Annotated in this window: 11 protein-coding genes; 10 read left to right on the top strand and 1 reads right to left on the bottom strand. The window is 62.0% G+C overall.

Translation table 11 applies throughout. From position 1 onward, the window contains the following. Positions 1–23: 23 nt before the first annotated feature. From LQK83_RS12565 to ggt, 4 genes are all read left to right on the top strand, one after another. Positions 24–875, top strand: coding sequence for a transporter substrate-binding domain-containing protein (locus tag LQK83_RS12565; RefSeq protein ID WP_230837745.1), 852 nt, complete (start codon positions 24–26; stop codon positions 873–875). Positions 876–995: 120 nt separating this feature from the next. Next, complete coding sequence (locus tag LQK83_RS12570; protein ID WP_230837746.1) at positions 996–1,709, top strand: ABC transporter permease; 714 nt, start codon at positions 996–998, stop codon at positions 1,707–1,709. Next, entirely contained in the window at positions 1,706–2,395 is a 690-nt protein-coding gene (locus LQK83_RS12575; protein ID WP_230837747.1) for an ABC transporter permease, read from the top strand. The genes LQK83_RS12570 and LQK83_RS12575 overlap by 4 nt, the downstream gene beginning before the upstream one ends. A gap of 37 nt (positions 2,396–2,432) precedes the next feature. Then, the gene (gene ggt, locus LQK83_RS12580; RefSeq protein WP_230837748.1) at positions 2,433–4,028 is read left to right on the top strand and encodes a gamma-glutamyltransferase; all 1,596 of its coding nucleotides are present in this window, start codon (positions 2,433–2,435) and stop codon (positions 4,026–4,028) included. 42 nt (positions 4,029–4,070) lie between these two features. Here the strand turns inward: ggt and LQK83_RS12585 are convergent, their stop codons facing one another. Continuing rightward, positions 4,071–4,619, bottom strand: coding sequence for a cysteine hydrolase family protein (locus tag LQK83_RS12585; protein WP_230837749.1), 549 nt, complete (start codon positions 4,617–4,619; stop codon positions 4,071–4,073). A 146-nt stretch (positions 4,620–4,765) separates the two neighbouring features. Between LQK83_RS12585 and LQK83_RS12590 the strand changes: the two genes are divergently transcribed. The 6 genes from LQK83_RS12590 to LQK83_RS12615 all read left to right on the top strand — a co-directional run bounded on the left by LQK83_RS12590 (position 4,766) and on the right by LQK83_RS12615 (position 13,670). After that, positions 4,766–6,202: an aldehyde dehydrogenase family protein gene (locus tag LQK83_RS12590; protein WP_230837750.1), complete on the top strand. Its 1,437-nt coding sequence runs from the start codon at positions 4,766–4,768 to the stop codon at positions 6,200–6,202. A 198-nt stretch (positions 6,203–6,400) separates the two neighbouring features. After that, entirely contained in the window at positions 6,401–6,934 is a 534-nt protein-coding gene (locus tag LQK83_RS12595; protein ID WP_230837751.1) for a TetR/AcrR family transcriptional regulator, read from the top strand. A 47-nt stretch (positions 6,935–6,981) separates the two neighbouring features. Further along, complete coding sequence (locus LQK83_RS12600) at positions 6,982–8,190, top strand: efflux RND transporter periplasmic adaptor subunit (protein WP_230837752.1); 1,209 nt, start codon at positions 6,982–6,984, stop codon at positions 8,188–8,190. 8 nt (positions 8,191–8,198) lie between these two features. Continuing rightward, complete coding sequence (locus LQK83_RS12605) at positions 8,199–11,354, top strand: efflux RND transporter permease subunit (protein WP_230837753.1); 3,156 nt, start codon at positions 8,199–8,201, stop codon at positions 11,352–11,354. A 163-nt stretch (positions 11,355–11,517) separates the two neighbouring features. Next, positions 11,518–12,033, top strand: coding sequence for a ferritin-like domain-containing protein (locus tag LQK83_RS12610; protein WP_230837754.1), 516 nt, complete (start codon positions 11,518–11,520; stop codon positions 12,031–12,033). 125 nt (positions 12,034–12,158) lie between these two features. Further along, on the top strand, positions 12,159–13,670 hold the full coding sequence (locus LQK83_RS12615; protein WP_230837755.1) for an AfsR/SARP family transcriptional regulator: 1,512 nt from the start codon (positions 12,159–12,161) through the stop codon (positions 13,668–13,670). The last annotated feature ends 84 nt before the right edge of the window (positions 13,671–13,754 follow it).

Consider the following 13,754-nt stretch of genomic DNA (forward strand, 5'->3'; position numbering starts at 1 on the left):
GGCACAACAAAAAGGGAATAGCCATGACATTTCGTCGTATGGCAGCGGTTGCTGCTGCTCTCATGACCCTCGCCGTCACGCAAGTGGCACGCGCCGAAGACGCGCCGAAGGAAATCAAGATTGCCACCGAAGGTGCCTATGCGCCGTGGAACTTCGTCAACGCCGACGGCAAGCTCGACGGTTTCGAAATCGACCTCGCTAACGATCTCTGCGCCCGCGCCAAGCTGAAATGCTCCATCATCGCTCAGAACTGGGACGGCCTCATCCCCTCGCTGAAGGTCGGCAAGTTCGACGTGATCATGGCCGCCATGTTCATCACCCCGAAGCGCATGGAGACGATCGACTTCACGCAGCCCTACGCGATCGACCCGACCAGCTTTGCCGTCGCCAAGAGCAGTGAACTCGGCAAGCAGGGTCTCTCCAAGGACAAGGTCAAGCTTGACGACGAGGCCGCCGCCCAGGCCGCCGTCGACAAGCTCAAGCCGCTTCTCAAGGGCAAGGTCATCGGCGTCCAGTCAGGTACGCAGATCCTGGCATTCCTCAAGAAGTATTTCGGCGATGTCGTCGATATCCGCGAATACAAGACGACGGAACAGCATGACCTCGATCTGGCCGCAGGCCGTGTCGACGGCATCATAGTTCAGCAGACGACAGCCACGGCAACGCTCGCCAAGCCGGAATTTGCCGATTACACGCTCGCTGGCCCTGGCTTTGTCGGCGGCATCTTGGGCATGGGCACCGGTGCCGGGATCCGCAAGGAAGATACCGCCCTGAAGGCGACCTTCAACAAAGCCATCGGGGAAGCCATTGCTGACGGAACCGTCAAGCGCTTGTCTGAAAAGTGGTTCCACACCGACGTGACCCCAGTGAAGTAAGACGAGGCGGGCCGGCGGGGATCGGGCATATCGTCCGGTCCCCGTTTTCCGCTCTTGCTCGTCACTGTTCATTGATTGCGAAACCGGACTGCTGCGCCGTCCGACAGGTTCTTGACCCCCATGTTCGACAAACTTCATCTGCTCGGATTCGGCGCAGGCGGCTGGGGCGCGCTGCTTCTGGAAGCGGCCGGCGTCACGCTGCTGCTCTCCGTGCTCGGCTTCGCGCTCGGCGCCGTCTTCGGCGGCCTTGCAGCGGCCGGACGGCTTTCCGGCTCCAGAGTTCCGCGGGGCGCTGCGCTCGCCTATGGCACCGTATTTCGCGGCGTGCCGGATCTCCTGAGCATATATCTCTTCTATTACGGCGGCAGCGTCGCGCTCACTTCGATTGCGCATCTGTTTGGCGCGACAGGTTTTGTCGGCCTGCCGACGATGGTGACCGGTGTCGTCACCATCGGCTTCATTTCCGGAGCCTACCAGTCCGAAGTCTATCGCGGCGCCTATCTCGCCATCGACAAGGGCCAGTTCGATGCCGCCAAGGCGCTGGCGCTGACACGCATCCAGATGCTGCGGCTTGTCATAGTGCCGCAATTGCTGCGCCATGCCATACCCGGTCTCGGCAATGTCTGGCAGCTCGTACTGAAGGATTCCGCCCTGATTTCGGTCATCGGACTCGTCGAACTCATGCGCCAGGCCCAGATCGGCGCGGGCTCGACGCGCGAACCCTTCCTCTTCTATTTCGCCGCCGCCGCCCTCTATTTCGCCATTGCCGGCGTGACGGACCTCTTCTTCAGCCGGGCGGAAGCCAATGCCTCGCGCGGGGTCGTGCACCGATGATCGATCCCGGCTTCTTCCTCGAAATCATTCCGAAGCTGCTCGCCGGCCTGCCGCTGACCTTGCAGCTCTGCACCCTGTCCGTGCTGTTCGGCTTCGTGCTGGCGCTGGCACTGGCCCTTGCCCAGCAGGGTAACAACCGCTTCGTGCTCTGGCCGATCCGCACCTTCGTCTCCGTCTTCCGCGGCACGCCGCTTCTGGTGCAGATCTTCCTGATCTATTACGGCCTCGGCCAGTTCAGGCCCAACCTGCAGGCCATCGGCCTCTGGTGGATGTTCCGCGAACCCTACTGGTGCGCCATTATTGCGCTGACGCTGAACACGGCGGCCTATAGCAGCGAGATCCTGCGCGGCGCGATCCGCAACGTGCCGCGCGGACTTTCAGAAGCCTCGCTCGCGCTCGGGCTCACCCGTGTCCAGACCCTGCGGCTGGTCGTACTTCCGCTGGCGCTGCGCCAGGCGCTGCCGGCCTATAGCAACGAGATCATCCTGATTGTGAAGGGCACGTCGCTCGCCTCCATCATCACGCTCACGGAAGTGACCGGCATCGCGCAGGACCTCATCGCCCAGACCTACCGCGCCATGGAAGTCTTCGTGGCCGCAGGCGCGATCTATCTTCTTCTCAACTTCCTCATCGTAAGGGCGCTGCAGTTGCTCGAGGTGAGGCTGACGCCCTACCGCAAACGCTAGGGTTCGCATGACTGCATATCAGGGAGTTCAAAAGGCAATGCGCAATTTCGAAACGCCGACGCGTTCGGTCGCCGTCTCCGCCCAGGCGATGGCCGCGACCTCGCATCCGTCAGCAACGCTGGCCGCGATCAACATCCTGCAGGCCGGCGGCAACGCGATGGATGCGGCCATTGCCGCCTGCGCGGTCCAATGCGTCGTCGAGCCGGGCTCGACCGGCATCGGTGGTGACTGTTTCGCGCTTTATGCGCCGAAGGGCGGCGATCAGGTGATTGCCTATAACGGCTCGGGGCGCACGCCCGCCGCACTCACCGTGGACTGGTTCGAAGAGCGCGGCCTGACGGAAGTTCCGCGCGCATCCCCTTCAGCCGTCACCATTCCCGGCGCCATCGATGCCTGGACGCGCCTGCATGCCGATCACGGCCGACTGCCGCTCGCCGATGTGCTGGCGCCTGCCATTGCCTTTGCCGAAAACGGCTATGCGATTTCGCCGCGCGTCCATCGCGACTGGGCGAAGGAAACACCACTTCTCGCCGCCGACGAGCACGCCGCTCGCATCCTTCTCATCGACGGCCGCGCGCCGCGTATCGGTGAAATGCATCGCCAGCCGGAACTGGGCGCGACGCTGAGAAAGATCGCCGCCGAAGGCCGCGACGGCTTCTATCGCGGGGCGGTGGCGCAAGACATGGTGAACCGCCTGCGCGAACTTGGCGGGCTGCATACGCTGGAAGACTTTGCCGCCGCCAGGGGCGAATATGTCACGCCGGTCACGACCAATTTCCGCGGCTACACAATCCACGAATGCCCGCCGAACGGGCAAGGAATCATCGCGCTGATGATCCTCAACATCCTCTCGCATTTCGAGGCGAAGGGCGCACCAGACGACGTCGACCGCATCCATATCGAACTGGAAGCCACGCGCCTGGCCTATGCGGCGCGCGACACCTGGCTCGCCGATCCTTCCAAGGTAAATGTCCCGATCGAGGAAATGCTGTCGGGCGATCTGGCAAGGAAGCTTGCCGGGATGATCGACCTGAAGCGGGCGATTGTCGACCTGCCCTCTTTCGAGCTGCCGCTGCATCCGGACACGGTCTATATCACCGTCGTCGATTCCGAGCGGAACGCGGTCAGCTTCATCAACTCCGTCTTCGACAGCTTCGGCACCGGCATCATGGCGCCGAAATCCGGCGTCATCCTCCACAATCGCGGGCAGAGCTTCTCGCTGAAGCGCGGGCATCTCAACGTGATCGCGCCGGAAAAGCGGCCGCTGCACACGATCATCCCCGGCATGGTGACGAAGGACGGACGCACAGACATGTCCTTCGGTGTCATGGGTGGCTATTATCAGGCCATGGGCCATGCCCACCTGATCTCCAAGGTGCTGGACTACGGCATGGACATGCAGGACGCGATCGACCTGCCGCGTCTGGTCCCGGCGAGCGGTCTCAAGCCAAAGATCGAGGTGGAGCAGACCGTCCCGGCGGCCACCATCGCGGAACTGAAGGCGCGCGGCTTCGAGATCGTGCCAACCGAAGACCCGATCGGCGGCGCGCAGGTCATCCGCATCGACTGGGAAAACGGAACGCTGACCGGCGCCTCGGAATCCCGCAAGGACGGAATCGCGCTCGGTCTCTGAGAGAGACAGGCGCCGCCGCATCCTCAGCGGCGGCGCTTTTCATCATCGTTGCAGCAGGTCTTCGGTCGAGGCGACCTCGGCATAGGCGAAGGCCAGCGCGGACATGAATGCGGCATGCACGTCCGCCGCCGGAACGGTGCGGCCGGCGAAAGCCAATTCGCGCGTGGCAACCGCATCATGCGCCACCGTCACGCCATAGCCGAAGTCGGATGCTGCGCGCACGAAGGCATCCACGCACATGTGGCTCATCGCGCCCACGACCGTGACATGGCGGATGCCGCGCGTGTCGAGCAGCGCTTTCAGGTCCGTGTCCAGAAAGGCATTGATGTTGGACTTCGTCACCACCGGCTCTCCGGCAGCAGGCGCAACCGACGTGCGGATCTCCGCACCTTCCGTCCCCGGCACGAAGAATGCCGCATCCTCTTCCGTCGAATGATGCCGGACATGGATGACCGGCCGCCCGGCCTTGCGGAAGCGGTCGACCAGCTTAGCCGCATTGGCAGCCGCCGCATCGGTCTTCTCCAGCGGAAACGCGCCGCCTTCGAAATAGTCGTTCTGGAAGTCGATCAGGATCAGGGCGTGTTCGGACATGGCAACTCCTTCGGGGGATGAGATGCGGTTATGCGGGCGGGAGAGATTCCCTCCATAATTTGATCAAATCGCATTGAATTATGATCAAATGTTGAATATCGTCAATCGCTATAACGGCATGTCAGCAGTTCTTGCAGGAGTTTCCGATGAAGCAATACGGCCAGTTCTACATCAACGGTGCCTGGGTCGATCCGGTCGATCCGCAGGGCAAGCTCGAGGTCATCGATCCCTCCATCGAGGAAGCCTTTGCGGAGATTGCGCTGGGCGGCAAGGGCGATGTGGACCGCGCCGTGGCCGCAGCATCCGCCGCGTTCGACAGTTTCTACCTGACGACACCGGCGGAGCGGCTGGAGCTGCTGAAGTCCGTTCTCTCCGTCTACCAGAAGCGCGCGGAAGATCTTGCCTGGGCGATCTCGCATGAAATGGGTGCGCCGAAGAAAATGGCGCTGGAAAACCAAGTTGGCAGTGGTGGTGCACATATCCGCACCATGATCGACGTGATGAAGGGCTACCGCTTCGAGCGGATGATCGGCAAGACGCTGGTCGCCAAGGAAGCGATCGGCGTTGTCGCGATGATCACCCCGTGGAATTGGCCGCTCAACCAGATCACCTGCAAGGTCGCCCCGGCGCTGGCCGCTGGCTGCACCATGATCCTGAAGCCTTCGGAAGTCGCGCCGATCAGCGGGCTCGTCTTTGCCGAAATCATGCATGAAGCGGGCGTTCCCGCCGGCGTGTTCAACCTTATCAACGGCGACGGCCCGACGGTTGGCGAGGCCATGGCATCGCATCCGGACGTCCACATGATCTCGATCACCGGCTCGAACCGCGCCGGCGTCGCCGTCGCCAAGGCCGCAGCGGCCACCGTCAAGCGCGTGCATCAGGAACTCGGCGGCAAGTCCGCCAACATCATCCTCCAGGACGCGGAAGCCGATTTCAGGGCTGCCGTGCGTGAGGGGACGCTGGAATGTTTCGACAATACCGGGCAGTCCTGCAATGCGGCGACACGCATGCTGGTGCCGCAGGAGCGGATGGATCTGGCCGCATCGGTTGCTGCGGAAGCCGCCGGCTCCGTGACCGTCGGTCCGGCGGATCGCGATGGCGTCAAGCTCGGTCCGGTCGTCAGCCAGATGCAGTATGACAAGATCCAGGACCTCATCGCGTCAGGCATATCGGAAGGCGCGACGCTGGCAGCCGGCGGGCTTGGCCGCCCGGAAGGTTTGAACCGCGGTTACTTCGTCCGCCCCACCGTCTTCGCTGACGTCAAGCCGGGCATGCGGATCGAGCGCGAGGAAATCTTCGGGCCGGTCCTGTCCATCATCGGCTACAAGGACGAGGAGGATGCCATCCGCATCGCCAATGACACAGTCTACGGCCTTGCCGCCTATGTCTCGTCGTCCGATCTCGATCGCGCCCGCCGCGTCGCCCGGCGGCTGCGGGCCGGCAATGTCCATATCAATTATCCCGCCTGGGACACCTATGCCCCGTTCGGCGGCATGAAACAGTCCGGCAACGGCCGCGAATATGGCGAATTCGGCCTCGACGACTTTCTCGAGATCAAGGGAATCATCGGCTACGCAGAGTAAGCTATTCGCCCTCCTGCACACGCCTGGCGCCCCCGCCTGAAAGCACACGACCGCCGCCCCGGCCATGTGCTCCTCTCCTCGGCGTACATCGCAACGAAATTTTGCGAACGATCGTTTTTTTATACTTGAAATTAAAAACGAACGTTCGTAAATAGCGATCACGTACAGGAGAGCGCCTTGGGCCGCATACGCAAGATCATGAAGGACGACATCCTCGACGCCGCCGAGCGGGTCGTTATGAAGCTCGGTGCGGCTGGGCTCTCGATAGATGCCGTGGCGCAGGAAGCCGGTGTGAGCAAATCGACGGTGGTCTATGATCACAAGTCGAAGAGTGCCCTTCTCTGTGCCCTGATCGACCGCCGGCTGACCGCGGAGATGGACAGCCAAGCCAAAGCCATTGCTGAAGCGAAGGACACGCTGCATCCGGAGCTGTTCGGACGCCTCAAGGCGGCCGAGCGCGAGATCGACGATGTTGATCGGGCGGTTGCGATGGCGATCAGCGCGTCGGTCTCACATGAAGAGGCTCTGCACAAGCAGATGCGCGAATGGACGCTGGCCGATCTCGAAGCCATGAAGGCCGGCCCGAAGCCCGAGGCTGCGCTGCTTGCTTATCTTGCACTCTCTGGTTTCCAATGCACTTCTTTCTTTGGCTTCCACCATTGGGATGAGCAGGAGCGAGCCCGGATCCTTGAAGGCATCCGGACATTGTATTCCGCCTATCCCGAAACCTGAACATTCAGTCGCACGGCTGATCCGCATCGCAGTGAAGGAACGTCACGATGTCCCGTAGCCAGTCCAAGAGACGTTTGCAGGCGTACCTGCTGGCGGTTTCCGTCTTCGCTTTCGCCACGTCCGCGAGCCGCGCGCAAGAGGCTCCGGCAATGCCGCCGCCGGCCGTTGGCGTCCTCGACCTCAAGGCTCATGCCGTTCCGGTCGTCAGCGAACTTCCAGGCCGTGTCGCCGCGACCCGCGTGTCCGAAGTTCGCCCCCGTGTGTCCGGCATCCTGCAGGAGAGAGTGTTCCAGCAGGGAACCAAGGTGAACCAGGGCGACGTGCTCTACCGCATCGATTCGCGGCTTTTCCGGGTCCGTGTCGAGAGCGCCGAAGCGTCGCTTCGCCGGGCAGAAGCCACGCGCGACAATGCCAAGGTGCAGTTCGAGCGGCAGAAGACGCTGCGCGAGCGCAACGTGGCAAGCGGCATCGACTTCGACAACGCCTCCGTCGCGCTGGCCCAGTCCGAAGCCGACGTTGCGCTGGCACAGGCGGCTCTGGACGAAGCCAAGATCAACCTCGACTACACGGAAGTCCGCGCGCCCATCTCCGGCATCATCGGAGGCGCGCTGGTGACGGAAGGCGCGCTGGTGACGGCTGACGGAACGGCAAATCTTGCGCTGATTCAGCAGATCGACCCTGTTTATGTCGACTTCACACAGTCGGCTCAGGACCTGATCGCCCTTCGCCGGGCCGTCAGCGAAGGCAAGCTCGAAAGCCCGAAGCCTGGCGAGGCCCGTGTTTCGCTTGTCTTCGACAACGGGACGACCTATCCCGAAAAGGGCAAGCTGCTCTTCTCCAGCGCCAGTGTCGATCCAACGACCGGCCAAGTGACGCTGCGCGCCGAATTCCCCAATCCGCGGACGGAGCTGCTGCCCGGCATGTATGTCCGCATTCGCATCGAGCAGGCTATCCAGCAGGGCGCCATCACGATTCCGCAACGGTCGGTTCTCAGAACGCAGGATGGCAGACCGCAGGTCTATGTGGTGGCCGCTGATGGCACCGCCAAGCTGCGCGACGTCAAGCTCGGCCAGTCGCTCGATCAGGACTGGGTTGTCGAATCCGGTCTCAAGGAAGGCGAAAAGCTGATCGTTGATGGTGTTCAGAAGGTGCAGCCCGATGGCAAGGTCGTGCCGCAGCCGTGGGCGCCGGAAAAACCGAACCAGCCTCAGCCGCCGGCCGATGCCGGCAAGACCCCGACCGCTCAGGCCAAGTAGGACGGATCATGGCACAGATATTCATCAGCAGGCCGATCCTGGCCTGGGTCTTCGCGCTCTTCATTTCGATTGCCGGCCTGATCTCCCTGCCCTTCCTGCCGATCGCGCAGTATCCGCAGGTCGCGCCGCCGCAGCTTTCTATCTCCGCGACCTATCCCGGCGCATCGCCGCAGGAAATCTACCAGGGTGTGACCCGTCTCATTGAAGACGAACTGAACGGCGTCCAGGGGATCATGTATTTCGAGTCCACTTCGGACACGGCGGGTATGATCTCCATTAATACAACATTCCGCGCCGGAACCAACATCAACCAGGCTTCGGTCGATGTGCAGAATGCCATCCGTCGCGTGGAACCGCGCCTGCCCTCCGCCGTCGTGTCGCAGGGCATCAACGTCGAAGAGGCCGCCTCCGGCTTCCTGATGGTGGTGACGCTCACCTCTTCGGACGGCAGCATGGATGACGTGGCGCTCGGCGACTACCTGAACCGCAACGTGCTTGGCGAAATCCGCCGCATCCCCGGCGTCGGTCGCGCACAGCTCTTCGCCGCGCAACGCGCGCTGCGTATCTGGATCGATCCAGACAAGATGGTCGGTCTCAATCTGACGACCACCGATATCGGCAATGCCATCCGGGCCCAGAATGCCCAGGTCGCCGCCGGCCAGATCGGCGCAGCCCCGAACCCCGTGACGCAGGACCTGACGGCCTCCGTCATCGTCAAGGGTCAGCTGAGCGATCCGAAAGCCTTCGGCGATATCATCCTGCGCGCCAATTCCGATGGCAGCACGGTGCGCCTGAAGGACGTCGCGCGCATCGAACTGGGCGCCGAAACCTACAATTTCTCGAGCCGCGTCAACGGACAGCCGAGCGCTGCCATGGGCATCCAGCTCTCCTCCACAGGCAACGCGGTTGCGACCTCGTCCGCCGTGAAGGCAAAAATGGAAGAACTGTCGAAATTCTTCCCGAAGGGCGTCGTCTATTCCACCCCTTATGACACAAGCCCCTTCGTGCAGGCATCCATCGAGAAGGTGTTCCACACGCTGATCGAGGCCGTCGCGCTGGTCTTCGTGGTCATGCTGATCTTCCTGCAGAATTTCCGCTACACGCTGATCCCGACGATCGTCGTGCCGGTGGCGCTCTTGGGAACGCTGTCGATCATGTATGCGACCGGGTTCTCCATCAACGTGCTCACCATGTTCGCCATGGTTCTGGCCATCGGCATCCTGGTCGACGACGCGATCGTCGTCGTCGAAAATGTCGAGCGCATCATGGCGGAGGAAGGGCTGTCGCCGAAGCAGGCGACGCGCAAGGCCATGTCGCAGATCACCGGCGCCATTCTCGGCATCACGCTGGTTCTCACCTGCGTCTTCGTGCCGATGGCCTTCTTCCCCGGATCGACCGGCATCATCTATCGCCAGTTCTCGCTGACCATGGTCGTCTCGATCCTGTTCTCGGCCTTCCTGGCGCTGTCGCTGACGCCCGCACTCTGCGCCACCTTCCTGAAGCCCATCACGAAGGATCATCACGAGAAGAAGGGCCTGGCCGGCTGGTTCAATCGCGGGTTCTCCGGGCTGACCAAGGGTTATGTCAGGACCACCGGAAGCTTCACCCGCCGCGCGGGGCGGATGATGGTCATCTATCTGGCCCTCGTCGTCGGCCTTGGCTATCTCTATGTCCAGCTTCCTTCCGGCTTCGTACCCGCCGAAGACCAGGGCAACCTGCTCGTCAATATCGAGGGCCCGCCGGAAGCCAGCGCCAACCGCACCAAGGCAACGGTCGAGCAGATCGAAAAGCTTCTGAAGGCCGAAGGGGCCGTGCGCGATGTCATCGCCATCCAGGGCTTCAGCTTCTCCGGCACCGGCCCCAACGCGGCGTTGATGTTCGTCACGTTGAAGGACTGGAGCGAGCGCGGCGCCAACAATTCGGCGCAGGATATCGCCAACCGGATGAACATGAAGCTCTTCGGGCTCAAGGATGCCACGAGTTTCGCGCTCTCGCCGCCTCCCATTCCGGGTTTCGGCGCCACGGGCGGCTTCTCCTTCCGCCTGCAGGACCGCAACGGTGTGGGTCAGGCAACGCTTTCTGCTGCCGCCGCAGAACTCATGCAGAAGGCGAACGCCGGAAAGCTGGTGAAGAACATGCGCATTGAGGGTCTGCCTGATGCTGCGCAGGTTCTCCTGGTGATCGACCGCGAGAAGGCCAACACGTTCGGTGTGAGCTTCAGCGACATCAACAACACGATCAGCGCCAACCTTGGCTCGTCCTATATCAACGACTTCCCGAATGCGGGCCGCATGCAGCGCGTCATCGTGCAGGCCCGCGACAACAGCCGTCTTCAGGCAGAAGACCTGTTGAAGCTGAACGTGCGCAATGCAAGCGGCGGCATGGTTCCGCTCTCCTCCTTTGCGATTGCGCAATGGCAGAAGGGCTCGCCGCAGCTTGTCGGCTATAACGGTTATCCGACAATCCGCATCTCGGGCGAACCGGCCGAAGGTGTCTCTTCCGGTGCCGCGATCGCCGAAATGGAGAAGCTTGCGAGCACCCTGCCGGCCGGGATCGGCTATGAATGGACCGGCCAGACGCTGGAAGAAATCAAGTCCGGCTCGCAGGCGCCGTTCCTCTTCGGCCTCAGCCTCCTCTTCGTCTTCCTGCTGCTGGCAGGGCTTTACGAAAGCTGGTCGATCCCTCTCTCGGTGATGCTTGTCGTGCCGCTCGGCCTCATCGGCTCCGTGCTCGCGGTGACCGGGGTGCATATGCCGAACGACATCTACTTCAAGGTCGGCCTCATCGCGATTATCGGGCTTTCCGCGAAAAACGCCATCCTGATCATCGAGTTCGCCAAGGACCATTATGCCGAAGGCATGTCGCTACTGGATGCGGCGATCGAGGCGGCGCGCCTGCGCTTCCGCCCGATCGTGATGACGTCGCTCGCCTTCACCCTTGGCGTTGTGCCGCTGGCGATTGCAAGCGGCGCCAGCGCGGCCAGCCAGAACGCCATCGGGATCACGGTTCTCGGCGGCATGATCTCGGCCACACTGCTGGCGGTCGTGTTCGTACCCGCCTTCTTCGTCTTCGTGCTCCGGCTCTTCCGGACGAAGAGGCCCGATCCGGAAACCATACCCGGCCATCATACGGCACCCTCGGTCGACCCCACCGACGTGCCGTAGCCATGAACCGACCGGAGCCCCCCAAAACCGGTCGGTTCTAGCCCCACCCTCTTCCTTTGCCGGGGGTGGGGCACCCTCTTTTCCCATCCGGAACAGACGCCGCTCAATCTGGTTAGAGCGGCGCATACACAGGCGCCGTTGCGCCCAACGGAAGGAAGAGACGATGCAGGACAGTTCGGAAATCCGCGATATTTTCGTGACGGGGCTCAAGAATGCCCACGCCATGGAAAACCAGGCGCTTTCAATCATGAAGCCGCAGCTTTCGCGGATCGAAAATTACCCGGATGTCGCCGCCCGGCTCGAAACACATATCCGTGAAACCGAAGGCCAACTCGAACGGCTCGGCACAATTCTCGACAGTCTCGGCGAGAACAATTCAACGCTCAAGGATACGGCGCTCTCCCTGACCGGCACTCTCGCGGCTCTGGGGCATGCGATTGCCGGCGACGAAATCCTCAAGAACAGTTTCGCCAATTTTGCGTTCGAAAACTACGAGATCGCCGCCTATCAGTCATTGATCGCTATTGGTGCGCGTGGCGGCTATTCTGCCACCATCGAGCCGTTGCGAAAAAACCTCGATGAGGAAATCGACATGGCGCGATGGCTGGACAGCAATCTGGAGAAACTGACTCTGAAATTTTTGGCCCGGCGGCAGGCGAACGTGACGGCCAAAACCTGAAGCTCTGTTCCGGCGACATTATATCGCTGATCGTATATATACCGCAGCGGCTATGCCTTGCCGGACATGCGGAAGTTCAATAATCTCTATCGCCATTATCGGTCTGTATTTCAGCGAAAAAGACAATGGCGGGAGACATCAGCAGCAAGACGGCTAATCTGGCGATGTTCGTCTCGGGCATCGGTCGGCAGGCGACGAGCCTTGCTGAAGCGCTCCGCCATGTGGCGGACGCGCCGGAAGTGCTGGTGATTTCCGATCATTGGCCGCAGACGAAACCCTTGCGCAGTCGCGGCACAAAACGGAGGGAGAGCCTGAAGCTCATGTCGTTTCGCGATGCCGGGTTTCTCGAAACGCCGATCTCGTTCAAGACCATCCTGCAGCGTGTAACAACCTGGGTCGAGTCCGTGGAGCGCCGTGAACACTCGGTGCTCATCGTCGACATGAGCTGGACGCTCGCCACCAATTCGGCGGCGGCCAATTTCGAGACATGGACGGAAATTGCCGAGCGGCTGGCCGATACGATCGGCTGTCCGCTGATCTCGCTCTACAATCGTAACCTGATGATTGACGAGCAGTTGCTGACCGCGCTGCGCGGCCATCCGCAGATCCTGACCGAAGCCGGCCTGCATGACAATCCGCACTGGCTGCCGGCTAAGCTTCTGACGCGTGGCACGCTGCGCCAGCAGGTTGATCACTGGCTCAATGCACTTTCACCCGACCTTGCGCCGGCCTCCGGCGATAGTGAAATCCATGCCGCCGAAGGCGCCGACCCCATGTGGCTGTTGCGCAAGACGGCGGAGGAGCCAGCCTTTGCCGGCTTCGAGGCGCGCGACCGCTGGAAGATCCGCTGCTTCGGGCGGCTGCGCATCTATCGCAATGACGGGTCGCAGATCATCTGGGACACGCCGGGCGGCGCGACACGCAAGACGAAGACTCTCTTTGCGTATCTGCTCCAGAAGGGTGGCGAAGGGGCGAGCGCCGATGAACTGACCGACCTCCTCTGGCCGGAGGCGGAAACGGTCGAGGCCGGGCGGAACCGGCTTTATCATACAGTGCGTTATCTTCGCGCCGCGCTGAGCCAGGATGGCGACAAGCAGGGTGCGACATATCTCATCCGCGATTCCTCGCGTTATGTGCTGGTGCCGCCGGACAAGAGCTGGCTCGATATTTCGACCTTCGAACAGCTCTGCCGCCAGTCGATCACCCATATGAAGGCCGGCGCGCTGGACGAGGCGATGATCTGTCTTCAGGCCGCCGACCGGCTCTATACGGGCGACCTCTTCGCCGATATTCCGCCGGAATATGCCGACGACAACGAGCGCGACTGGTGCTGGTCCAAGCGCTACTGGCTGCGCGAAATGTTTTTCAAGGTGCAGCGCAACGCCGCTAGCATCTACCGCCAGCGGCAGGACTATTCGGCAGCGCTCGCCCATTGCCAGAAGGCGCTGAATATCGATCCGGTCTGCGAGATCGCGCATGAAGAGGCGATGCGGGTCTTTGCTGCCCAGGGCCGTCCGGAGGCGATCGACCGGCAGTACAAGCTTTATCTCGGTTCGCTCACCCATTTCGACGACCGGCCAAAGAGTGCCGCGGTCAAGGCCACCTATGACGCATTGAAGGCGGGAAGGCAGGCCTGAAACGCGACCAAAGGCCGCCCTTCCCGGCCTAAAGATAAACCAAAGATGGATGGCTAATGTCATCTTCATCACGGGGCTTCGAAG

The sequence above is a fragment of the Rhizobium sp. C1 genome (assembly GCF_021026335.1).
Taxonomy (GTDB): domain Bacteria; phylum Pseudomonadota; class Alphaproteobacteria; order Rhizobiales; family Rhizobiaceae; genus Ensifer_A.

Bases quoted from the DNA above. Each gene is read 5' to 3' on its own strand.
- ggt (WP_230837748.1), top strand. From the start codon at position 2,433: ATGCGCAATTTCGAAACGCCGACGCGTTCGGTCGCCGTCTCCGCCCAG.
- LQK83_RS12610 (WP_230837754.1), top strand. From the start codon at position 11,518: ATGCAGGACAGTTCGGAAATCCGCGATATTTTCGTGACGGGGCTCAAG.
- LQK83_RS12575 (WP_230837747.1), top strand. From the start codon at position 1,706: ATGATCGATCCCGGCTTCTTCCTCGAAATCATTCCGAAGCTGCTCGCC.
- LQK83_RS12590 (WP_230837750.1), top strand. From the start codon at position 4,766: ATGAAGCAATACGGCCAGTTCTACATCAACGGTGCCTGGGTCGATCCG.
- LQK83_RS12565 (WP_230837745.1), top strand. From the start codon at position 24: ATGACATTTCGTCGTATGGCAGCGGTTGCTGCTGCTCTCATGACCCTC.
- LQK83_RS12570 (WP_230837746.1), top strand. From the start codon at position 996: ATGTTCGACAAACTTCATCTGCTCGGATTCGGCGCAGGCGGCTGGGGC.
- LQK83_RS12605 (WP_230837753.1), top strand. From the start codon at position 8,199: ATGGCACAGATATTCATCAGCAGGCCGATCCTGGCCTGGGTCTTCGCG.
- LQK83_RS12585 (WP_230837749.1), bottom strand. From the start codon at position 4,619: ATGTCCGAACACGCCCTGATCCTGATCGACTTCCAGAACGACTATTTC.
- LQK83_RS12600 (WP_230837752.1), top strand. From the start codon at position 6,982: ATGTCCCGTAGCCAGTCCAAGAGACGTTTGCAGGCGTACCTGCTGGCG.
- LQK83_RS12595 (WP_230837751.1), top strand. From the start codon at position 6,401: ATGAAGGACGACATCCTCGACGCCGCCGAGCGGGTCGTTATGAAGCTC.
- LQK83_RS12615 (WP_230837755.1), top strand. From the start codon at position 12,159: ATGGCGGGAGACATCAGCAGCAAGACGGCTAATCTGGCGATGTTCGTC.